Origin of the sequence: Cellulomonas humilata, from assembly GCF_030814415.1 — a bacterium.
Lineage (GTDB): Bacteria > Actinomycetota > Actinomycetes > Actinomycetales > Cellulomonadaceae > Cellulomonas > Cellulomonas humilata_A.
The window spans coordinates 253,942-274,518 of sequence record NZ_JAUSVB010000002.1 but is presented as its reverse complement, the minus strand read 5'-3'; the positions used below and the strand labels follow the sequence as shown (position 1 = coordinate 274,518).

Below are 20,577 nucleotides of genomic sequence, written 5' to 3'. Positions count from 1 at the left end.
CAGGGCAGAGTCGGGGCTGACCGCTCATCGAGGAGGGCACGCAGCAGATGGCAACACGCCGGGACACCGGGCTCGCCGCGCTCGCGGGACTCGCCGCGGGTGTCGTGACGCTCGGCGTCGGGTCCCTCGTCGCGCTGATCACCGGGCCGAGCACCGACCCGCTGGTGGCCGTCGGGTCCGCGTTCGTCGACGCGACCCCGGCCTGGCTCAAGGACTTCGCCGCCTCGACGTTCGGCACGGCGGACAAGGTCGTCCTCGGGATCGGCGAGGTGCTGGTCATCCTCGCGCTCGCCGCGCTGGCCGGGGTGCTCGCAGCCCGGCGCTGGGCGTGGGGCGCCACGCTCGTGGTGGTGCTGGGTGCCGTCGCCGCTCTGGCGGCGATGGGCCGACCGGATGCGGGGACCCTCGCCGGGGCGCCCGCGGTGGTCGGCGCGATCGCTGGTCTGCTGACCCTGCGGGAGCTGGTCCGTCGCCTGCCCGGAGCACCGGGGCGCCCCCGTCCCGAGGGTGTCCAGCGGCGCGCGTTCCTGCAGGCCACGGCCGCGGCGGGAGCCCTCGGCGTGGTCGGGGTGGTGCTCGGCCGGGCCATCGGCGCCGGTGCCCGCGGGGCGCAGTCGGCGCGGGCAGCTGTCCGGATCCCGTCCCCCACCACGACGGCGGCGCCCGTGCCCGCGGGCGTCGACGTCGGCGTCGACGGCGTCGGGCCCTGGCAGACGCCGCCGGACGAGTTCTACCGGATCGACACCGCCCTCGTGGTCCCGCAGGTCGACCCGAGCACCTGGAGCCTGCGGGTGCACGGCATGGTCGAGGAGGAGGTCACGCTCACCTGGGACGAGCTGCTGGAGGGCGACCTCGTGGAGGCCTGGGTGACGCTCGCGTGCGTGTCCAACCCGGTCGGCGGCGACCTCATCGGTAACCAGAAGTGGCTGGGCATGCCCATCGCGGACCTGCTGGCCCGGGCCCGGCCGACCGGCGACGCCGACATGGTCCTCTCCCGCAGCGTCGACGGGTTCACGGCGTCGACCCCGCTCGCTGCCCTGACCGACGGGCGCGACGCGCTGCTGGCCATCGCGATGGACGGCGAGCCGCTGCCCGTCGAGCACGGTTTCCCGGTGCGCATGGTGGTGCCGGGGCTGTACGGGTACGTGTCCGCGACGAAGTGGGTCACCGAGCTGCGCGTCACCCGGTTCGCCGACGACACGGCGTACTGGACCGAGCGCGGCTGGTCGGCGGAAGGGCCGATCAAGACGCAGTCGCGCATCGAGGTGCCGAGGCCCGGGACGTCCGTCCCCGCCGGGTCGGTCGTCGTGGCCGGGACCGCCTGGGCGCAGCACCGCGGCATCACCGGGGTGCAGGTGCGCGTCGACCAGGGGTCCTGGAACGACGCGACGCTCGCCGACGACGGCAGCATCGACTCGTGGCGACAGTGGTCGTGGACGTGGGACGCCGAGCCCGGCGAGTACCAGCTGTTCGTCCGCGCGTCCGACCCGCAGGGCCCGCAGACGGGTGCGGTCGCGGGCGTCATCCCGGACGGCGCCACGGGCTACGACACGGTCCGCGTGACCGTCACCTGAGCGCGCGTCAGTAGACGTCGCGCACGTACCGGCGCCGGGTGACGAGGTCCTTGACGTACGAGTCGGCCGCCGCGGCGCTGAGCCCGCCGTGCGTCGCGACGATCTCGCGCAGCGCGGCGTCGACGTCCTTCGCCATGCGCGAGGCGTCGCCGCACACGAAGAACGACGCGCCCTGCTCGAGCCACTCCCACAGCCGGGCGCCGTGCTCGCGCATCCGGTCCTGCACGTAGATCTTCGACCGCTGGTCTCGCGAGAAGGCGGTGGCGAGGCGGTCGAGCGTGCCCTCCGACAGCAGCCGCGACAGCTCGTCGCGGTAGTAGAAGTCGGTCGCCTGGTGCTGCTCGCCGAAGAACAGCCAGTTGCGCCCGGTGTGCCCGGCGGCCGCGCGGTCGGCGAGGAAGCCGACGAACGGCGCCACGCCCGTCCCCGGGCCCACCATGATGGCGGGCACGTCGGGGGCCGGTGGGCGGAAGTGGGACGTGGGCTGCACGTGCACGGGCACGAGCGTGCCGAGCGGTGCGTCCGCGAGGAACGTCGAGCACACACCGCCCCGGCGCGCGCCCGACGGCGACGCGTACCGGACGACGGACATCGTCAGCGCGACCACGTCCGGCGTGACGCGGGAGCTCGACGAGATCGAGTACTGCCGCGGCGCGAGACGGCGCAGCACCCCGACGAGGTCCGCGGCGGGCACGTCGGGGGCAAGCTCGGCGACCACGTCGACCGCCTGCCGGCACCACGTCCAGCGCGCGAGGTCGCTGCTGTTCCCGGGGCGCAGGAGGTGGCGCAGCTCGGTGCTGCCGGACCGTTCGGCGACGAGGCTGAGCAGGTCGCTCGAGATGCGGCTGACGTCCAGCTCGGTGGTGAGCGCGGCGCGCAGCGGGTGCGGACGGCCGTCCACCTCGACCACCTGGTCCGGGTCCCACCCGGTGACGGCGAGCCACTCGGCGACGAGCTCCGGCGAGTTCGACGGCCGCACGGCGATCGCGTCCCCCGCGCGGTAGGAGACCTCGCGCGGGCTGTCGGTGACGTCCAGCAGGATCTCGCGCACCTCCTTGTCCGAGCCGGGCAAGGACAGCAGGCGGTTCCCGATGATCTTCGCGACGCCGGGGTGCTGCCGCGTGGCGTGGGCAGGCTCGTCCGGGCGTGCCGCGACGGCGGGCTCGGCAAGGGGGGCCGGTGGCGTATCCCCCGTCAGGGCCGACACCACCGCGTCGATCCAGGCGTGCGCCTGCTGGTCCTCCCCGGGCTCGCAGTCGACGCGCTCCACCAGCCGCGCCGCCCCGAGCTCCTCGAGACGGTGGTCGAGCCGGCGCCCGTGCCCGCAGAACCGGTCGTAGCTCGAGTCGCCCAGCGCGAGCACCGCGAACCGCGACCCGTCGAGCCGGCGCGCATCGACCGCGGCCACCGACTCCCAGAACGCGGTGCCGTTGTCCGGCGCGTCGCCGTCGGAGAACGTGCTCGTCACGACGACGAGGTCGGCCCCCGTCGGCAGGTCGGCCGGGAGACAGTCGTCCATCGCGACGGTGCGCGGCGCGAGCCCGGCACCCACCAGCCGCTGCGCCACGGCCGTCGCGAGGTCCTCGGCCGCACCCGTCTGGGACGCCCACAGCACCACCACCTGGCGCGGCGCCGTCGCCGCCCGCTCGGGAACCGCACCACCGCGGCTCCCGTCGGCCTCGGGGGTGCGAGAGAAGAGGCCCGCGAGGAGGCCGTCGACCCAGAGCGCGTCGTCGGCGTCGAGGGGGGCGTTCGGCGGCAGCACGGGGGTGCCCGGCTCGCCCCCGCCCAGCCCCGCGAGGAACCCTGCGAGGTAGCGACGCTCGCGGTCGCCGAGGCGAGGCGGCTGGTGCGCGTCGAGCCCGAGCGTCGCACCCAGGGCGCGGATCGCGAGCGCACCCGGCGAGAGGCCGCCGGGCACGACGGGATCGACCGACCGGAGGTCGGGCACGACGGGTTCGACCTGCGAGGCGACGGGCGTGAGCGCCACAGCGCACACCTTGAGCTCGGGCTGGAAGGAGATCGGGTCGACCGCGTCGTTGGTGACGGCGTTCACGGCCAGGTACTCACCGAACAGGTCGTTCCAGTGGAAGGGGGCGAACAGCGCGCCCGGCAGCACCCGGTCGGTCACCGTGACGGGCAGCACGGCCCGACCGCGACGGGACGCGACCTCGACGGACGCGCCGTCGACCAGCCCGAGCGCGCTCGCGTCGGACGGGTGCATCTCGACGAACGGTCCCGGCGCGAGCTTGTTGAGCTTGGCGACCTTGCCCGTCTTCGTCATCGTGTGCCACTGGTGCTGCACGCGACCGGTGTTGAGCACGAACGGGAAGTCGTCGTCGGGGAGCTCGGCGGCGGGCAGGTGGGGGCGGGCGAGGAACCTGGCCCGGCCCGACGGCGTCGGGAACGCGAGCCGCGGACGCGTACCGTCCGGGCGCTCGAGAAGCTGCTGGCTCACGCCGTCGTTGAGGTAGCGCAGAGGGTTGCGACGCGGCCCGTCGGGCGCGGCGGGCCACTGCACGGAACCCGAGCGCAGACGGTCGTACGTCACCCCGCGCAGGTCGTAGCCCGTGCGGGGGTTCGCGAAGGCGCGCAGCTCGTCGAACACCTCCTCTGACGAGGCGAAGTCGAACCCGTCGTAGCCCATCGCGGTGGCGACCCGCGCGATGAGCAGCCAGTCCGGGAGGGCGTCGCCCGGCGGGCGCAGGGCCGCGCGAGCGAGCGTGAGGTTGCGCTCGGAGCTGATCATCACGCCGTCGGACTCCGACCAGAGCGCACCCGGGAGCACCACGTCGGCGTAGGCGTTGGTCTCGGTGTCCGCGAACGCGTCCTGCGTGACGACGAGCTCCGCCCGTTCGAGCCCTTCGATGACGGTGCGTCGGTTCCCCACCGAGGCGACCGGGTTCGTGCAGACGACCCAGCACGCCTTGATCTCGCCCGTCGCCATGCGCTCGAACATGTCGACGGTGCCGCGGCCGGTGAAGTCGGCACGCAGCGTCCCCGGGGCGAGGTCCCAGACCTCCTCGACGAACGCGCGGTCGTCGGCGTCGAGAACCGTGCGCTGGCCCGGCAGGCCCGGGCCCATGTAGCCCATCTCCCGGCCGCCCATCGCGTTGGGCTGACCGGTCAGGGAGAAGGGGCCCGAGCCGGTGCGGCAGATCGCGCCCGTCGCCAGATGCAGGTTGACCAGGGCGTTCGTGTTCCAGGTGCCGTGCGTCGACTGGTTGAGCCCCATCGTCCAGCAGGACACCCAGCTGCCCGCGCCCGCGAGCATGGCCGCCGCCGTGCGCAGGTCGGTCTCGGCGAGACCGGTGATGCGCGCCACCTCGTCTGCCGGGTAGTCCTCGAGCATGGCCTCGAGCTCGTCCCACCCCTCGGTGTGCTCGGCCACGAACTCGTCGTCGAGCCCACCCGCCTCGACGATCAGCCGCAGCAGCCCGTTGAGCAGCGCGATGTCCGTGCCGGGTGCCACCTGGAGGAACAGGTCGGCCTTGTCCGCCGTGGCCGTGCGACGAGGATCGACGACGATCAGCTTGGCGCCCGCCTTGACCCGGTCGAGCATGCGCAGGAACAGGATCGGGTGGCAGTCGGCCATGTTCGCGCCGATGACGAGGAAGACGTCGGCGTGGTCGAGGTCGTCGTAGGACCCGGGCGGCCCGTCCGCGCCGAGCGAGAGCTTGTAGCCCGTCCCCGCGCTGGCCATGCAGAGCCGCGAGTTCGACTCGATCCACTGCGTGCGCACGTAGCCCTTGGCGAGCTTGTTGGCGAGGTACTGGGCCTCGAGGCTCATCTGTCCCGAGACGTAGAGCGCGAACGCGTCGGGCCCGTGCGTGTCGACCACCTCACGCAGGCGCCGGGCGACCAGCGCGATCGTCTCGTCCAGGTCCGCTCGCACGGGCTCGGCACCGCGCTCCGCTCGCACGAGCGCGTGCGTCGCCCGACCGCCGGCCGCCAGCATGTCCGCGCTCGTCGCGCCCTTGGTGCACAGCCGGCCGGCGTTCGCGGGGTGCGACTTGTCCCCGCGGGCACCGCGCGCGACGCGGCGGCCCTCGTCGTCGCACGCGACGTCGAGGACGATCCCGCAGCCCACCCCGCAGTAGGAGCACACCGTCGCCACCTGCTCGACGGACGTGGTGCTCCCCTGCGGGGCGGGCGTGGTGGTGGTCAAGATCAGATGACCGTCGCGCCGTACGCGCCGCTGCGGCGCTGGTACACGGCCCACGTGGTCAGGCTCATGACCAGGTACAGGCCCACGATCACCCAGAGCGCCGCCTGGATGTTGCCGGTCGCCGTCGTGGAGATGGCGAAGCCGCGCGGGATGAGGAAGCCGCCGAACGCCCCGATCGCCCCGGCGATGCCGAGGCAGCCGGCCGCGGCCTTCGCGCGTCGGGCGCTGTCCTCGGCGTCTGTTGCCCCGAACCGGAAGACCGCGGGGATCATCCGGTAGACCGAGCCGTTGCCGGCTCCGGTGGCGATGAAGAGCACGAGGAACGACACGAGGAACGGACCGAACGCGTGGGCGCGCAGGGCGAAGATCGCGCAGACGACCCCGATCGCCATGACGGTGAACGCGCCGATGGTGACGCGGGCGCCGCCAAGCTTGTCGGCGAGGATGCCGCCGAACGGGCGGGCGATGGAGCCGACGAGCGCACCGGCGAACGCGATCGTGATGGTGACCTCGGGGAACGTGTTCGCCAGCAGCAGCGGGAACGCCCCGGAGAAGCCGATGAACGAGCCGAAGGTGCCGATGTAGATGAACGAGATGATCCAGGTGTTCCGGGACCGGGCGGCGACGCCGTAGGCCCGCGGGTCCGCCTTGGCGTTCGACAGGTTGTCCATGTAGCGGAACGCCAGGAACGCGGCGATCAGGATGAGCGGCACGAACATGAAGCCGGCCCACTGGAGCTGCATGCCGGCGCCGACGACGACGACGATCGGCACCGCCCACTGCACCGCGGCGGTGCCGAGGTTGCCACCCGCCGCGTTGAGGCCGAGCGCGCGACCCTTCTCCTTCTCGGGGTAGAAGAACGAGATGTTCGCCATCGACGAGGCGAAGTTGCCACCGCCGACACCCGCGAGCGCGGCGACCACGAGCAGGACCGGGAAGCCCAGCTCCGGGTTCTGCACGGCCACGCCCAGCGCGACGGTCGGGACGAGGAGCAGCAGCGCGGACACGATGGTCCAGTTGCGGCCGCCGAAGATCGGCACCGCGAACGTGTAGGGGATCCGCAGGGTGGCGCCGACGAGCGTCGGCAGCGCGATCAGCCAGAACATCTGGTCGACGGTCAGGACGAAGCCCGCGTCGGGCAGGCGCGGGACGACGATGCTCCAGAGCGCCCAGACGGCGAAGCCGAGGAACTCGGCGAAGATCGACAGGCCCAGGTTCCGGCGGGCGATCACCCGGCCGACGGAGGCCCACTGGCCCTCGTCCTCCGGGTTCCAGCCGTCGATCCAGCGTCCGGGGCGGTGGGTGAGCGGCGCGGCGTCGAGTACGGGGGCAGTGCTGGCGTCGGTGATGACCTGTGGCGCCATGGGGACCTCCGGGTGGACAAGGGGGGCTCGGTCGACGCCGACGCTAAGGATCGGATGTTTCGTCCGACCTGTCGGAACGGTTGCGTGCACGGTTCATTTCGCGCACGGTGTCCGTCGCGACGCTGTGAGATCAGGCGAGCGGACGGACCCGGACGTGCTCGGCGGGGACGCTCAGCCGGAGCTCGGCGCCCGCGTGCAGAGCGAGGGCCGCAGCCTGCGCGGGCGGGAGGTCGACGAGCACGTCCCCGCTGGTCCGGACCCGCACACCCGTGGTCCCGGGCTCGAGGTCGAGCACGCGTGCGGGCCAGCCGTCGCCGACCACGACCGCGCCCGGCGGGAACGTCACCTGCGCCCGCCCGCCCGGCTCGTGGGCACCGCACGGGACCAGGACACCGTCGGGGCCCTCCAGTGCCGTGGTGCCGTCGGGCTGGACCAGGAGCCGTCCCACGACGAGGTTCACGCCCGCCAGTGCGGCAGTGAACGGATGGACGGGGTCGGTGAGCACATCGAACGGTCGGCCCTGCTCCACCACCTGCCCGTCGTGCAGCACGACCACCCGGTCGGCCAGGGTCACGGCGTCGAGCACGTCGTGCGTGACGAGCACGGTGGCGGTGCGTGTCCGGCGGACCTGGTCCCGGACCACGTCGCGCAGCTCGGCCGCGGTGCGGACGTCCAGCTGCGCGAACGGCTCGTCGAGCAGGAGCACGGTGGGCTCGGCGGCGAGCGCCCGGGCGAGCGCGACGCGCTGGCGCTGCCCGCCGGACAGGGCGTCGGGGCGGCGGTCGGTCAGCCCGCCGAGGCCGACCGCCGCCAACCACTCGTCAGCCGCTCGTCGCGCCTGCGCGGCGGGCACCCCGGCCGCGCGCGGGCCGAACGCCACGTTCTCCCGGGCGCTCAGGTGCGGAAAGACCAGCGGGTCCTGCCCGAGCAGGCCGACCGAGCGACGCTCGGGACGGACGGCGGTCTCCACCCGGTCGTCACGGACGGCGGTCAGTGTCCGCTCCCCCACCCGGACCACGCCGTAGGACGGCACGAGGTGCCCGGCGAGCACGGCGAGCAGCGTGGACTTGCCGGCGCCGTTGGGGCCGAGGATCGCGACGATCTCCCCCGGATGGGCCGCGAACGTCACGTCCAGCGTGAACGCAGCCCGGCGGACGACGACCTCCGCGTGCAGGGACGTCATGCGGCACGTCCCGGTCGCCAGGCCCGCGCGGCGAGCAGGACGGCGACCGCGGCGACCACGAGCAGCAGCGACAGGGCGACCGCGGTCCCCTGGGTCACCCCGGCACCGTTGAACGCCGAGTAGATGGCCAGCGGCATGGTCTGCGTGACGCCCGGGGAGTTGCCGGCGAACAGCGCGGTCGCGCCGAACTCACCGAGCGCCCGCGCGAAGCACAGGACCGTCCCGCTGATCAGCCCCGGCATCACGAGCGGCAGGGTGATCCGTCGCAGGACCGTCCAGCGCCCGGCGCCGAGGCTCGCGGCGACGACGTCGAACCGCGTGCCCGCCGTCCGCAGCGACCCCTCGACGCTCAGCACGAGGAACGGCATCGCGACGAACGCCTGGGCGATGACGACGGCCGCCGTGGTGAAGGGGACGGTGATGCCGAACCAGGCGTCGAGCGACTCACCGACCAGGCCGCGCCGGCCCAGCAGGTAGAGCAGCGCGATGCCACCGACGGTCGGGGGCAGCACGAGGGGCAGGGTGACCAGCGCGCGCAGCACGTCGGCGGGCCAGCCGTGGGCGCGCGCGAGCACGACGGCGAGCGGCACCCCGAGCAGCAGGCACACGCCCGTCGCGACGACCGACGTCGACAGCGACAGCCACAGCGCGTCCAGCGCGGCGGGTGTCGTGATGTCGGCGGGCAGCGTCGACCAGTCGGCGCGGACCACCAGCGCGACGATCGGCATGACGAGGAGCCCGGCCGCCAGTGCCGCCGGCGGCCACAGGAGACGCGGGACACCCCCGCCGCCGCTCCGACTCACGGCGCCGTGAACCCCAGGTCGCGCAGGATCCGCCGGCCGTCCGCGGAGAGCACCAGGTCGACGAACGCCTGCGCGACGTCACCGTCCACGAGCACGACCACCGGGTACTCGTTGACCGCCGTGGCCGCCTCGGGGAACTCGACGCCCTCGACCGTGTCCCCGGCCGCGAGCACGTCCGTCCGGTACACCAGCCCCGCGTCGGCGTCGCCGGTCTGCACCTTGGTCAGCACGGCCTTGACGTTCTGCTCCTCGCTGACCGGGGTGAGGGTGAGTCCGGCCCCGTCGAGGACCGTGTGCGCCGCGGAGCCGCACGGCACCTCGGCTCCGCAGAGGACCACCTTGCCGCCCGACGTCGACAGCGCCGCGAGGTCGGCCAGCGTCTCGATCCCGAGGGGGTTTCCGGGTGCGACGACGATCTCGAGCGTGTTCGTCGTGAACACCGTCGGCGTGCCGTCGGCGAGGCCCGCACCCGTCACCGTGCCCATGCTCGTCAGGTCTGCCGACGCGAACACGTCGGCCGGCGCCCCGTCGACCAGCTGCGTCGCCAGGGTGGACGAGCCGTCGTACGTGACGGGGTGCACCGTGACGCCCGGGTTCTGCTCGGCGAGCTCGGCGGCGATGGCGTCGAACGCACCCTGCAGCGAGGCGGCGGCGAACACGGTGAGCTCGCCCGTGAGGCCGGTGGGCGACGGTTCTGCGGCCGGGGCCGCAGACGAGCAGCCGGCGAGCGCGAGCAGGACCGCGGTCCCGGCCGCGAGAGCACGGACCTTCATCGCTGCGCCCGCGGGGTCTCGACGAGGACGGTGGTGGCCTTGACCACGGCGACCGCCCGGGAACCGACCTCCAGCCCGAGCTCACGTACGGCCTCGGTGGACATGAGCGACACGAGGCGGAACGGCCCCGCCTGCAGCTCGACCTGCGACATCACGGTGTCGGACACGATCCGGGTCACCAGGCCGGGGAGGCGGTTGCGCGCCGAGCTGGAGCCCGCCGCCGGATCGTCGGGAGTCTTGGCGCGCTCGACGGCCAGCGCCGCCAGGTCCGTTCCCGCGATCACGCTCCGCCCGGCGCCGTCACCGGACGCGGTCAGGGCCCCGGAGTCGACCCAGCGCCGCACGGTGTCGTCGCTCACGCCCAGCAGCTCGGCTGCCTCGCTGATCCGGTAGGTCGTCACGAACGCGATGATAGTGCCGCAGGTGCGGAGCCATGGGCGTTTCCGCACCGCGGATGCGGATGTCGAGCGCCGGTCCGGTCCGGGCGGTAGCGTCCGGACATGGCGAAGAAGTCCGGCAAGAAGAAGAACAAGGACAAGATCCCGAACGCCGTCTACGAGGCCGAGCTGTTCCGCCTCCAGTCCGAGCTGGTCAAGGTCCAGCTCTGGGCGAAGGCGACGGGAGCCCGGGTGGTCGTCCTCTTCGAGGGCCGCGACGCGGCCGGCAAGGGCGGCACCATCAAGCGGATCTCGGAGTACCTCAGTCCTCGCGTCGTGCGCATCGCCGCACTCCCGACGCCGACCGAGCGCGAGAAGACGCAGTGGTACTACCAGCGCTACGTCGCGCACCTGCCCGCGGCGGGCGAGGTCGTCCTGTTCGACCGCTCCTGGTACAACCGCGCCGGGGTCGAGCACGTCATGGGCTTCTGCACGCCGCAGGAGTACAGCCGGTTCATGCGCCAGACGCCGATCTTCGAGCAGATGCTCATCGAGGACGGGATCCTCCTGCGCAAGTACTGGTTCTCGGTCTCCGACCGCGAGCAGCTCAAGAGGTTCCGCTCGCGCCTGAACGACCCGGTGCGGCAGTGGAAGCTGAGCCCGATGGACACCGCGTCCCTGAGCCGCTGGGAGGACTACTCCAAGGCGAAGGACGAGATGCTCGTGCACACCGACGTCCCCGCCAGCCCGTGGTTCATCGTGGAGTCGGACATCAAGAAGCACGCCCGGCTGAACATGATCAGCCACCTGCTCTCGACCATCCCGTACACCGACGTACCGCACGAGAAGGTGGTCCTGCCCGACCGGCCCGCCGCGTCGAACGGGTACAAGCGTCCGCCGCGCGAGCTGTCGACCTACGTCCCCGACCACGTCGCCGCGCTCCTCGGCGACCCGGAGAAGGACCTCTGACGCCCACGGCGAACTGCCGTTGCATCCTCGCCGCTCACCTGCGACCTTGAGCGGCATGTCGGTGACGTCCACCAGCCCGGGGCCCAACCTGCGGGTGTCGCTGCCCGGCCTGCAGCCCTCGGTCAAGGAGTTCCTCACCAACGAGGCCGGCAGCGCCGTCTACCTTCTGGCCGCGACCGTCATCGCCCTGGTCTGGGTCAACTCCCCGTTCGCCGAGTCCTACGAGGCGCTGTGGCACACCACCGCGGGCTTCCACGTCGGGACGTGGGGCATCGACCTCGACCTGCACCACTGGGTCAACGACGCCGCGATGGCGATCTTCTTCGCGGTGGTCGGCCTCGAGATCAGCCGCGAGGCCACCACGGGAGACCTGCGGGACAAGCGGACCGTCGCCGTCCCCGCCCTCGGCGCCCTCGGGGGCCTGGCGGTCCCCGTGCTGATCTTCCTGGCGTTCAACGGCGGGACCGACGCCGCGCACGGGTGGGGTGTCGTGATGTCGACCGACACCGCGTTCCTCGTCGGGATCCTCGCCCTGTTCGGCCCCAAGTGCCCGGACCGCCTGCGGCTGTTCCTGCTCACGCTCGCGATCGTCGACGACATCGGCGCGATCACCGTGATGTCGATCTTCTACACCGACGAGGTCGACATGGCCGCGCTCGCGCTCGCGGCGGGGATCGTCGTCGGGATCGTCATGCTGCGGTGGCTCAAGGTGTGGCAGCTGGCGCCGTACGTGATCGCAGGGATCGCCCTCTGGTTCGCGGTGCAGGCCTCGGGCGTGCACGCGACGCTCGCCGGGGTGATCGTCGGCCTCCTGGTCCCGGCCCGGCCGCCGGACCAGAAGACCATCGACGAGGTCGCCGGCTACGGGCGCAAGCTCATCGACGACGCCACCGCCGAGCGCGAGCACCTCGCCGAGGTCGCCGCGCGCGCCGCGGTGCCGACGAGCGACCGGCTGCAGCGCATCCTGCACCCGTGGAGCGCGTTCGTCGTGGTGCCGCTGTTCGGCCTCGCGAACGCCGGGATCCGGCTCGACCTGGAGTCCTTGCAGGCCGCCGCGCAGTCCCGCCTGGCCATCGGCGTGGCCGTCGCGCTCGTGCTCGGCAACGCCATCGGCATCACCGGCGCCGCCACCCTGGCGATCAGGCTCGGGCTCGGTGAGCTGCCCGGACGGGTGCGCTGGGGACACCTGCTCGGCGGCGCGGTGCTGGCCGGCATCGGCTTCACCATCTCGCTGTTCATCGCCGAGCTCGCGTTCGACGACCCCCAGCAGCTGGAGGACGCGAAGATCGGCATCCTCGCCGGGTCGCTCACCGCCGCGGTGCTCGGCTCGATCCTCCTGCGGTGGCTCGGCGAGAAGCTGCCTCTGTGCTCCCCGCTCAGCGACGCCCCACCACCGCTGCCGCCGCTCCCGTGGCGGGCACCCGCGGGCTGACGGTCGCCCGGTCCGGCAGGCAGGCGCAGGTCGCGCTGCCTGCCGGACCGTGGGTGCCGTCAGCCGTCAGCCGTCAGCCGTCAGCCGTCAGCCGTCAGCCGTCAGTCGTCACCCTCGCCCTCGCTCTCGCTCTCGGTCGGTGTCGGCTCGGGCGCCGGAGCCAGGGCACCCGCCAGGGCGGCCTGGAACGCGGCGACCGTCGCGGCGTCCACCGTGCCGGTGACCGGCACCCCGAGGTCGGTCTGCAGCGCACCCACGGCAGCCGTGAGCTCGTCGGTCCACAGGCCGTCGACCGGACCGTCCCAGTACCCGGCCAGCGTGAGCGTCTGCTGCAGCGCTGCGGTCGCCGCCGTGGACGCCCGGGCCGCTTCGGCACCCTTTGCCTCGAGAGCTGCCTGGAGTGCGGCGGCCGTCGCCTTGTCGACGGTCCCCGTCTCGGGCAGCCCGCTGGCCTTCTGCAGGGCCTGCACCGCGGCGACCGTCTGGGGGCCGTAGATGCCGTCGACCGGTCCCGGCGAGTACCCGGCGTCGGTCAACGACTGCTGCAAGGCGGCCGTGTACGTGCTCACGGTCGCGCTCGCCTCCGCCCGGCGCTCGTCCGAGAGGCACCCCGAGTCGGCGAACAGGCGGAGCCAGGCCATCTCGAGCGCCACCGCTGCCGCGTTGAACTGCTCGGACGCCTGGACGAGCGGAGTCTCGTCCGTGATGCCCGACCGCGCCGACGCGAACTCGTCCTCGGCCTGCTGGACGCGGGACACCGTGGCCGCCGGGACGGTCGCGACCGGGCTCGGCTCGGCGGTGGTCGGCTCCGGCGGTTCCAGACCCTGCTCGGCCGCCTCCGCCTCGGCGAGCGCCTGCTGCGCCGCGGCGAGCTCCTCCTGGGCGACCACCACGGCATCCCGCGCGTCGATCGCGGCCTCGCCCGCGTCCGCCGCCTCCTCCGCCGGTGAGGTGAGGTCGTCACCGGCCGTCTGGACGTCACCGACGGTGACCGCAGTCTGGCTCAGCACGTCGCCGTAACGGTCGAGCGCGGTGATGTAGGTCGAGCTCGCGTCGCAGAACGCCGTCGCCGCTGCTGCCGCCGCGTCGTCGGCCTCGGCCAGCGCAGCCTCCTTGGCGGCCACCTCGGCCTGCGCCGCGCTGACCGCCGACTCCGGGGTGGCGTCCGTGCCCTGACCGCCGCCGGTGCAGGCGGTCAGGGCGAGCAGCACGGTCCCCACGACCAGCGGGCCGCCGATCCGCCCGACGATCACTCGACGATGTCCCGACCGTGCAGGGTCAGCGCCCAGATCACGAAGACGTCGAGGGCGATGATGACGATGGCCCAGAACGGGTAGTACGGCAGCCAGATGAAGTTCAGGACGAGGCTCAGGCTGGCCACGAGCACGCCGACGATCCGTGCCCACACGGCGCCGCTGAGCACGAAGAAGCCCGCGACGGCGACGAGCAGGCCGATCAGGATGTGGATCCAGCCCCAGGTCGTCACGTCGAACTCGAACACCCACTCGGCGCCGACCACGTAGAACGTGTCGTTGAAGACGGCGACGAGTCCTTGCAGGGCGTGCAGGACGCCGATGACGATCAACATCGTCGCCGCGAAGACGGTCATGCCGACGGCAAGGCTGCTGCGTTGTTCAGTCACGATGGGATTCCTTCCGGACCGGTGGTGAGGTCTCGGCGTCGCCGATGACCTTCCTGCGCTGGAGCTCGTACTCCTCCGGCGACACGAACCCGCGCGCGACCAGGTCGGCCAGCTCGGCCAGCTGGGCGGCCGAGTCGATCAACGGGTCCTCGCCGGGGCCCTGGCTCGCGGGGGGCATGCGGGCATCGTCGCGACGCACCGGGTGGTCGCACACCACCCTGCGCGGGGTGAGCCGCTCAGCTCCGCGCAGCGCCCACACCCGACCGGGACCGCTCGGCGACGTCGCGCGCGAGGTCGGCCGCCTCGGCCCGCGAGCCGACCGCGAGCTTGCGGTAGACGACCTTGAGGTGGAACTTGAGCGTGTTCACCGAGATGGAGAGCTCGTCGGCGATCTCGCGCAGGGTGAGCCGGCTGGGCAGCATCCGCAGCACGTCGAGCTCACGCTCGGTCAGGTGCTCGCCGGGCACGCTCGGGTCCGTGGTCCTCGCCGCGGTGAGCGGTGACGCTGCGCGCCGGACCCGGTCGAGCCACGCGGCGGGTGCGAGGAAGGCCTGCACCTCGACCAGCTCCAGCACCTGCGCACCCTCGGAGGCCACCGTCTGGACGAGCCCGACGCCGGTCGCCGTCGCAACGGCGCGCGCCACGTGCTCCAGCGCCTCCTGGTGGCTCGCCGCGGCCCGCGCCCGGAGCAGGTCGCGGACCACGTCGTGCCGTGGGCAGCGGGGCTCGACCTCGTCGAGCAGGACCGTCGCCTCGGCCCGCCGACCCTCGTGCAGGTCGACGCGCGCGACGCACACACCGCCCCAGAACGGGTCGTCGACCTGCTCCGCCCACCTGCGGGCCTCGGCGGGTCGGTCGGCCGCGAGCGCGACCAGCGTCCCGGTCCGCGCCAGCCACATGAGCCCCCCGGGGCCGGCGAACTCGGTGCGCACGAACGCGTGGGCGCGCTCGAAGCAGGCGTCCGCCGCCTCCAGATCACCCTCGTCGAGCCGGAGCTCGGTCAGCTGCAGCAGCGCCAGCGCCTCTGCGTGCGCGACCGGCTCGAGCCAGCGCGGGGCCACGGAGACCAGCTCGGTGACGGCACGCGACCGGTCGCCGAGCTCGCGGTGGGCGACGGCCTCGGCCAGGCTCAGCTCGGCGCAGAGGATCGCCATGGAGGCCACCGCCTCGACGCCGCGGATGCCGGCGGCGACCCGCAGCGCATCCACCGGGCGGCCGGCGAGCGCCTCCCCCACGGCACGCGTCCCCTCGAACCCGAGCCGTCGCTCCGGGTCCCACCCCAGCTCCTGACGGACGTCCTGCAGCTGCGCCGACCCGTCGTCCCACCGCTCGGACAGCGCCGCCTCGCGCGCGATCATGTTCCAGCCGAACCTGCCCACCAGGTCCACCTGGCTGTCGTCGGCCAGCAGCGCGATGGCCTGCGCGGCCAGCACGCTGCTCGAGCGCCAGTCCCCCGTGAGCGTCGCCGCGATCGACTGCAGCATCATGAGACGGCCGTCCTGCGGGCGACCCCCGGCGGCGAGCCGAGCCCGGCTCGCCGTCGCCGCGTCGACGGCCTCGAGGAACCGGCGCTTGTCCACGAGGAGGTGGCACCACGCGAACTCGATCATCGCGTCCAGGTCGCCGGAGGCCACGTTGAGCGGGATCTGCGCGATGGTCCGCTCGATGGTCGCCACCAGGCCGGAGTCGTAGAGCTCGCTGACGTTCCCGGCGAGCAGGCGCAACGCCTCGCGTGGCCGGCCGGCGAGGAGCCACTGCTCGAGCGCGCTGGTCACCTCGCCGACGTCCTCGAACCACCGCGCTGCACGCACGTGCAGGAGGGCGACGCGCTCGGGTGCGCGGCGCGCGACCTCGCCGAGGAGCTCCTGCCGCACCACGGCGTGCACCTCGAACCAGCCGGACGGACCGAGCCGGGTGATGAACAGCCCACGGGACTCGGCGTCGGCGAGCAGGTCGCCCGCGTCAGGGCGGCCGGACAGGGCTGCGGCGAGCGGCCCGTTGGCCCGCACGACGACGGACGTGTCCAGGAGGACGTCGACGACCTCCTGACGCTCCGCTGCGAGCACCTCGCGCCAGACGTAGTCGGCGAACAGGAGCCCACGGGCGTCGACCCGGGGAAGCGAGACCGGCTGCGCGCTGTCCGAGCGCGACGCGAGGGCGGTGAGCTGCAGTCCCGCCGCCCAGCCGCCGGCCCGGTCGACCGCCGCGGTGACCTCGTCGTGCTCCAGCGACGCCTGGAGGCAGGCCAGCATCTCCTCGGACTCCTCCGGCGAGAACCGCAGCTCGGCGAAGTGCACCTCGACCAGCTGCCCCCGGGCACGCAGCCGGTCGACCGGCAGCTTGGGCGTGCGGCGGGTCAGCAGCACCACGTGCAGCCAGCCCGGCAGGGCGGCGAGGAAGTGCGCGAGCGAGTCGACCAGCGCCGCGTCGTCGTCGAGGAGGTGGATGTCGTCGAGGACCAGCACGGCCGACTCCGGGTGGTCGCTGCGCTCGAGCCGCGCGATGATCCCCGGCACGACGTCGGGACGCGTGGCCGGTCGCCGGGTGGTGGACGAGACCTTCCTGAGGTCGACCAGCTCACCCAGTGCCGCCGTCACCGCCGTCCAGAACTGGCCACCGTCGTGGTCGGACTCGTCCACCGACAGCCACGCCGTCGGAACCTCGGCGGTCGACCGCCAGTCGACCAGCAACGAGGTCTTGCCCGACCCGGCGGGCGCCACGACGACAGTGATCGGCACCGACGTGGACCGGGCGAGCAGCGAGAGGAGCCGCGGCCGCCGCAGGTAGTGGACAGGGTTGGCGGGCGCCCGCAGCCGCGACGCGAAGAACGACGACGACCCGGCATGGGTCGACCTGCTACCTGGTCCGTTCTGCCTCACGCGACCCCTCCTGGATCGACCGGAGCACAGCACCCTGACCAGGATCATTGCGGATCAACCGGGCGCGGGACCAGCACCGCCACGCGCATTCACCACCCCGCGCAGGATGGGGACCGCCCACCCCGCCCGGTGCGATGCTGCGGGAGGCACCGACGCCGCGCCGCTGCCACCGGACGAGCACCGAGGAGTCGGCATGAGCGTCAGCTTCGTTCTCGAGGCGCTGGTGGTGCTCGGGTGCATCGTCATGGGCACCCGCGCGGGCGGTGTGGGAGTCGGCCTGTGGGGCGGCCTCGGCACCTTCGTCCTGGTGTTCGTCTTCGGTGAGGCCCCGGGCGCACCGCCCGCCGCGGCGGTGGCGATCATCCTGGCCGTCGTCACCACGGCGGCACTGATGCAGGCCGCGGGCGGCATCGACTGGATGGTGTACGTCGCGGCGAAGGTGATCGAGAGCCGTCCGAAGCAGATCACCCTGATCGCACCGCTGACCGCCTTCGCGTTCTGCGTGGGCGCCGGGACCGGGAACATCATCTATCCGCTGATGCCGGTGATCTACGACGTCGCCTACCGGAACCACATCCGCCCGTCCCGACCGCTCACCGTGACGGTCGTGCAGTCGGGCATCGCGCTGGCGGCCTCACCCGTCTCGGCGGCGATGGCCGCGATGCTCACGCTCACCGACGTCGCGCCGTACAACCTGGGGCTCACCCAGATCCTCGCGATCACGCTGCCGGCGTGCGTGATCGGGATCGTCGTGACGTCGATCGTCGTGAACCGGATGTGGGCGGAGCTCGACGACGACCCGGAGGTGCAGGCCAAGATCGCGTCGGGTGAGCTGCTGGCGCCCGAGGCGCTGATGGCCACCGCAGCCGCACCCGGCACCTCCGCAGGCGTGGGCACCTCCGACGACGCGAACCCCGCGCCCGTCGTCGGTGGCGCGGCTCCCGCACCGGCCTCCGCCGCGCTCACGTACACGCCGGCAGGACGCAGGTCCGCGCTGGCCTTCTTCGGCGGCGTCATCGCGATCGTGCTCCTCGGTCTGTTCCCGGGCCTGCGCCCGTCGTTCACCGTCGGCGAGGAGACCGTGGCGCTCGACATGACGAACACGATCGTGCTGGTCATGTTCGTGGTCGGCGTGCTGATCCTCTTCGTCGGCAAGCCCGACGTGCGGGAGGTCCCGGAGATGTCCGTGTTCAAGGCGGGCATGATCTCGGCGATCGCCCTCTTCGGCATCGCGTGGCTCACCGCCACCTTCATCGCCGCGCACGAGACGTTCATCGTCGAGACCGTCGGCGCGTGGGTGACCAGCTGGACGTTCCTGTTCGCCCTGGCGGTCTTCATGGTCGCCGCGCTCACCACGAGCCAGTCCACCGCGACGCGGACGATCGTGCCGATCGGTCTGGCGGCCGGGCTCGCGCCCGGGGTCGTGACCGGGATGTGGGCGGGCGCACTCGGCGGCGTCTACACGCTCCCGGCCAACGGCACGCAGATCGCCGCCGCGAACTTCGACCTCACGGGCACGACGAAGCTGGGCACCAAGCTGCTCGACCACAGCTTCTTCGTCCCGATGCTCGTGCTGTCGGTGACGACCATCGTCGTCGGTGCGGTCATCGGCGCCGTCTTCTTCTGACTCTCGACCGGGACCGAACGGAGCACACGATGGATCCGCAGGAGATCGCGACCCGGGCGTCCGCGCTCATGCCGGGGCTGCTCGACGACCTGGGCGCGCTCGTCGCGATCCCGTCGATCGCGTTCCCCGGGTACCCCGCCGAACCCGTGGTGCGGATGGGCCAGGAGACGCTCCGCCTGTTCCAGGAGGCCGGCGTCACCGACGCGCGACTCATGGACGTCCCGACCGGGTACCCGCCGGTCTACGGGGAGATCGCGGGCCCGCCGGGGTCACCGGTGGTCGTGCTGTACGCGCACTACGACGTGCAGCCGGCGCCGCCCGAGCAGGGCTGGACCAGCGATCCCTGGACGGCGACCCGCAAGGACGACGGACGGATCTACGGGCGCGGGGCCGCCGACGACAAGGGCGGGCTGGTGGCCCACCTCGGCACCCTGCGGGTCTTCGACGGGCAGCCGCCGTGCACGGTCAAGCTGGTCCTCGAAGGGATGGAGGAGACGGAGAGCAACCTCGAGGCTTTCGTGCTGGCCCACCCGGAGCTGTTCGACTGCGACGTGTTCCTCATCTGCGACATGGGCAACCTGCGCGTCGGTGAGCCCGCCCTGACCACCGCGCTGCGCGGCGACGTCGCCTGCGTCGTGACCGTCAGCACGCTCGAGCACCCGCTGCACTCCGGGGTCTTCGGCGGCGCTGCGCCGGACGCGATGATGGCGCTCGCGCGCCTGCTCGCCACCCTGCACGACGACGCGGGCGACGTGGCCGTCGCGGGGGTCTCGTCGGGCACGTGGGAGGGCGAGGGCATGAGTCCCGAGGACTTCCGCTCCAACGCCGACATGCTGGACGGCGTCGACCTGACCGGGACCGGCACCATCGGCTCGCGGTTGTGGGCGAAGCCGTCCATCAACGCGATCGGGCTCGACATGACCAGCATCGCGGGGTCGTCGAACGTCCTGATCCCGCAGGCGAGGGCGAAGGTCTCGATGCGGATCGTGCCCGGGGCGGATCCCGAGCGGGAGCTCGACGCGCTCGTCGCCCACCTGGAGAGCCACGCGCCGTGGGGTGCGCGGGTCGAGGTGCAGCGCACGAAGACGGCGCCGCCCTTCACCTGCGCGACCGACGGCCCTGCCTACGTCGCCGCGCGCGCCGCGCTGAGCGAGGCGTTCGGCGCGCCCGTGGCCGAGGCCGGGAGCGGCGGCTCCATCCCGCTGCTGCGCACGCTCGAGTCGGTCGCCCCCCGGGCGGAGTTCATCCTGTGGGGACCGGAGGACCTCGCTGCGTCCCGCATCCACGCCTCCGACGAGAGCGTCGACCCGAGCGAGATCGAGAAGCTCGTCGTGGCCCAGGCACTGCTCCTCCAGAAGCTGGCTGAGGGGGCGTGACGAGGCTGTTCGTCACGTCGTGATCACCCGGCCGTAGCCCTCCCGGAACATGGGTGCGCCACGATGCGCCTGACTCACCCGTTCGAGGGAAAGTGTGGCCCCGCCCGTGCTCAAGAAGTCCCGCTCCGCCGCCTCCGCCACCTGCACGCTCACGTTCTTCCTGCCGACGACCGCGCTCGACGGGGCGGTCAGCGTGGTCGGCTCCTTCAACGACTGGACGCCCGGGCTGCACCCGCTGCGTCGACGCTCCAACGGGACGGCGAGCACGTCCGTGACCGTGCCGGCGGGCGAGACGGTCAGGTTCCGCTACCTCGGCGAGCAGGGTCGCTGGTTCGACGACGCCGACGCGGACGAGATCACCGCGGACGGGTCCGTCGTGCACGCCTGACGAGGCGTTCGCGCGGGGCCGG

16 protein-coding genes are annotated in these 20,577 nt (G+C 72.9%); 6 read left to right on the top strand and 10 right to left on the bottom strand.

What is annotated here, in order from left to right; all coding sequences use genetic code 11:
* Positions 1-47 precede the first annotated feature (47 nt).
* Complete coding sequence (locus J2X26_RS07430) at positions 48-1,574, top strand: molybdopterin-dependent oxidoreductase (protein WP_307491100.1); 1,527 nt, start codon at positions 48-50, stop codon at positions 1,572-1,574.
* A 7-nt stretch (positions 1,575-1,581) separates the two neighbouring features.
* Here J2X26_RS07430 and J2X26_RS07425 read toward each other — a convergent pair whose 3' ends face one another.
* The 6 genes from J2X26_RS07425 to J2X26_RS07400 all read right to left on the bottom strand — a co-directional run bounded on the left by J2X26_RS07425 (position 1,582) and on the right by J2X26_RS07400 (position 10,266).
* Complete coding sequence (locus J2X26_RS07425) at positions 1,582-5,742, bottom strand: bifunctional nitrate reductase/sulfite reductase flavoprotein subunit alpha (RefSeq protein WP_307491099.1); 4,161 nt, start codon at positions 5,740-5,742, stop codon at positions 1,582-1,584.
* Positions 5,743-5,744: 2 nt separating this feature from the next.
* Positions 5,745-7,106 carry an MFS transporter gene (locus tag J2X26_RS07420; protein WP_307491097.1) on the bottom strand — a complete coding sequence of 454 codons (1,362 nt, stop codon included), beginning with the start codon at positions 7,104-7,106 and terminating at the stop codon, positions 5,745-5,747.
* Between the two features lie 130 nt (positions 7,107-7,236).
* A complete protein-coding gene (locus J2X26_RS07415; protein WP_307491095.1) occupies positions 7,237-8,289 on the bottom strand; it encodes an ABC transporter ATP-binding protein in 1,053 nt (350 codons plus the stop codon).
* Positions 8,286-9,092 carry an ABC transporter permease gene (locus J2X26_RS07410; RefSeq protein WP_439897825.1) on the bottom strand — a complete coding sequence of 269 codons (807 nt, stop codon included), beginning with the start codon at positions 9,090-9,092 and terminating at the stop codon, positions 8,286-8,288. Before J2X26_RS07410 ends, J2X26_RS07415 begins: the two co-directional genes overlap by 4 nt.
* Positions 9,089-9,865, bottom strand: coding sequence for a molybdate ABC transporter substrate-binding protein (gene modA / locus J2X26_RS07405; RefSeq protein WP_307491092.1), 777 nt, complete (start codon positions 9,863-9,865; stop codon positions 9,089-9,091). The genes J2X26_RS07410 and modA overlap by 4 nt, the downstream gene beginning before the upstream one ends.
* Positions 9,862-10,266 carry a TOBE domain-containing protein gene (locus tag J2X26_RS07400; RefSeq protein ID WP_307491091.1) on the bottom strand — a complete coding sequence of 135 codons (405 nt, stop codon included), beginning with the start codon at positions 10,264-10,266 and terminating at the stop codon, positions 9,862-9,864. The genes modA and J2X26_RS07400 overlap by 4 nt, the downstream gene beginning before the upstream one ends.
* Positions 10,267-10,365: 99 nt before the next feature.
* Here J2X26_RS07400 and ppk2 point away from each other — a divergent pair, with 99 nt between their 5' ends.
* Both ppk2 and nhaA read left to right on the top strand, forming a co-directional pair.
* Positions 10,366-11,211: a polyphosphate kinase 2 gene (gene ppk2 / locus J2X26_RS07395; protein ID WP_307491089.1), complete on the top strand. Its 846-nt coding sequence runs from the start codon at positions 10,366-10,368 to the stop codon at positions 11,209-11,211.
* Between the two features lie 55 nt (positions 11,212-11,266).
* The gene (nhaA, locus tag J2X26_RS07390; RefSeq protein ID WP_307491087.1) at positions 11,267-12,643 is read left to right on the top strand and encodes a Na+/H+ antiporter NhaA; all 1,377 of its coding nucleotides are present in this window, start codon (positions 11,267-11,269) and stop codon (positions 12,641-12,643) included.
* Between the two features lie 101 nt (positions 12,644-12,744).
* Here nhaA and J2X26_RS07385 read toward each other — a convergent pair whose 3' ends face one another.
* Genes J2X26_RS07385 through J2X26_RS07370 form a run of 4 tightly spaced genes read right to left on the bottom strand, consistent with a single transcriptional unit; the run spans position 12,745 to position 17,164 of the window.
* Positions 12,745-13,896, bottom strand: a complete 1,152-nt coding sequence (locus tag J2X26_RS07385; RefSeq protein WP_307491085.1) for a peptidoglycan-binding domain-containing protein — start codon at positions 13,894-13,896, stop codon at positions 12,745-12,747.
* The gene (locus tag J2X26_RS07380; RefSeq protein WP_307491083.1) at positions 13,893-14,285 is read right to left on the bottom strand and encodes a DUF7144 family membrane protein; all 393 of its coding nucleotides are present in this window, start codon (positions 14,283-14,285) and stop codon (positions 13,893-13,895) included. The genes J2X26_RS07385 and J2X26_RS07380 overlap by 4 nt, the downstream gene beginning before the upstream one ends.
* Positions 14,278-14,463, bottom strand: a complete 186-nt coding sequence (locus J2X26_RS07375) for an SHOCT domain-containing protein (RefSeq protein ID WP_307491082.1) — start codon at positions 14,461-14,463, stop codon at positions 14,278-14,280. The genes J2X26_RS07380 and J2X26_RS07375 overlap by 8 nt, the downstream gene beginning before the upstream one ends.
* Positions 14,464-14,521: 58 nt before the next feature.
* Positions 14,522-17,164 (bottom strand): LuxR C-terminal-related transcriptional regulator, encoded by a 2,643-nt coding sequence (locus J2X26_RS07370; protein ID WP_307491080.1) that lies wholly within the window; start codon positions 17,162-17,164, stop codon positions 14,522-14,524.
* Positions 17,165-17,357: 193 nt separating this feature from the next.
* Between J2X26_RS07370 and J2X26_RS07365 the strand changes: the two genes are divergently transcribed.
* The 3 genes from J2X26_RS07365 to J2X26_RS07355 all read left to right on the top strand — a co-directional run bounded on the left by J2X26_RS07365 (position 17,358) and on the right by J2X26_RS07355 (position 20,555).
* Positions 17,358-18,791: an anaerobic C4-dicarboxylate transporter family protein gene (locus J2X26_RS07365; protein ID WP_307491079.1), complete on the top strand. Its 1,434-nt coding sequence runs from the start codon at positions 17,358-17,360 to the stop codon at positions 18,789-18,791.
* A gap of 29 nt (positions 18,792-18,820) precedes the next feature.
* The gene (locus J2X26_RS07360; RefSeq protein WP_307491077.1) at positions 18,821-20,167 is read left to right on the top strand and encodes a M20/M25/M40 family metallo-hydrolase; all 1,347 of its coding nucleotides are present in this window, start codon (positions 18,821-18,823) and stop codon (positions 20,165-20,167) included.
* A 106-nt stretch (positions 20,168-20,273) separates the two neighbouring features.
* On the top strand, positions 20,274-20,555 hold the full coding sequence (locus J2X26_RS07355) for an isoamylase early set domain-containing protein (protein ID WP_307491076.1): 282 nt from the start codon (positions 20,274-20,276) through the stop codon (positions 20,553-20,555).
* Positions 20,556-20,577: the final 22 nt, after the last annotated feature.

What these genes read in the sequence shown, in the direction of transcription:
- J2X26_RS07430 (WP_307491100.1), top strand. Translation starts at nt 48, where the DNA reads ATGGCAACACGCCGGGACACCGGGCTCGCCGCGCTCGCGGGACTCGCC.
- J2X26_RS07420 (WP_307491097.1), bottom strand. Translation starts at nt 7,106, where the DNA reads ATGGCGCCACAGGTCATCACCGACGCCAGCACTGCCCCCGTACTCGAC.
- J2X26_RS07415 (WP_307491095.1), bottom strand. Translation starts at nt 8,289, where the DNA reads ATGACGTCCCTGCACGCGGAGGTCGTCGTCCGCCGGGCTGCGTTCACG.
- modA (WP_307491092.1), bottom strand. Translation starts at nt 9,865, where the DNA reads ATGAAGGTCCGTGCTCTCGCGGCCGGGACCGCGGTCCTGCTCGCGCTC.
- ppk2 (WP_307491089.1), top strand. Translation starts at nt 10,366, where the DNA reads ATGGCGAAGAAGTCCGGCAAGAAGAAGAACAAGGACAAGATCCCGAAC.
- nhaA (WP_307491087.1), top strand. Translation starts at nt 11,267, where the DNA reads ATGTCGGTGACGTCCACCAGCCCGGGGCCCAACCTGCGGGTGTCGCTG.
- J2X26_RS07375 (WP_307491082.1), bottom strand. Translation starts at nt 14,463, where the DNA reads ATGCCCCCCGCGAGCCAGGGCCCCGGCGAGGACCCGTTGATCGACTCG.
- J2X26_RS07365 (WP_307491079.1), top strand. Translation starts at nt 17,358, where the DNA reads ATGAGCGTCAGCTTCGTTCTCGAGGCGCTGGTGGTGCTCGGGTGCATC.
- J2X26_RS07360 (WP_307491077.1), top strand. Translation starts at nt 18,821, where the DNA reads ATGGATCCGCAGGAGATCGCGACCCGGGCGTCCGCGCTCATGCCGGGG.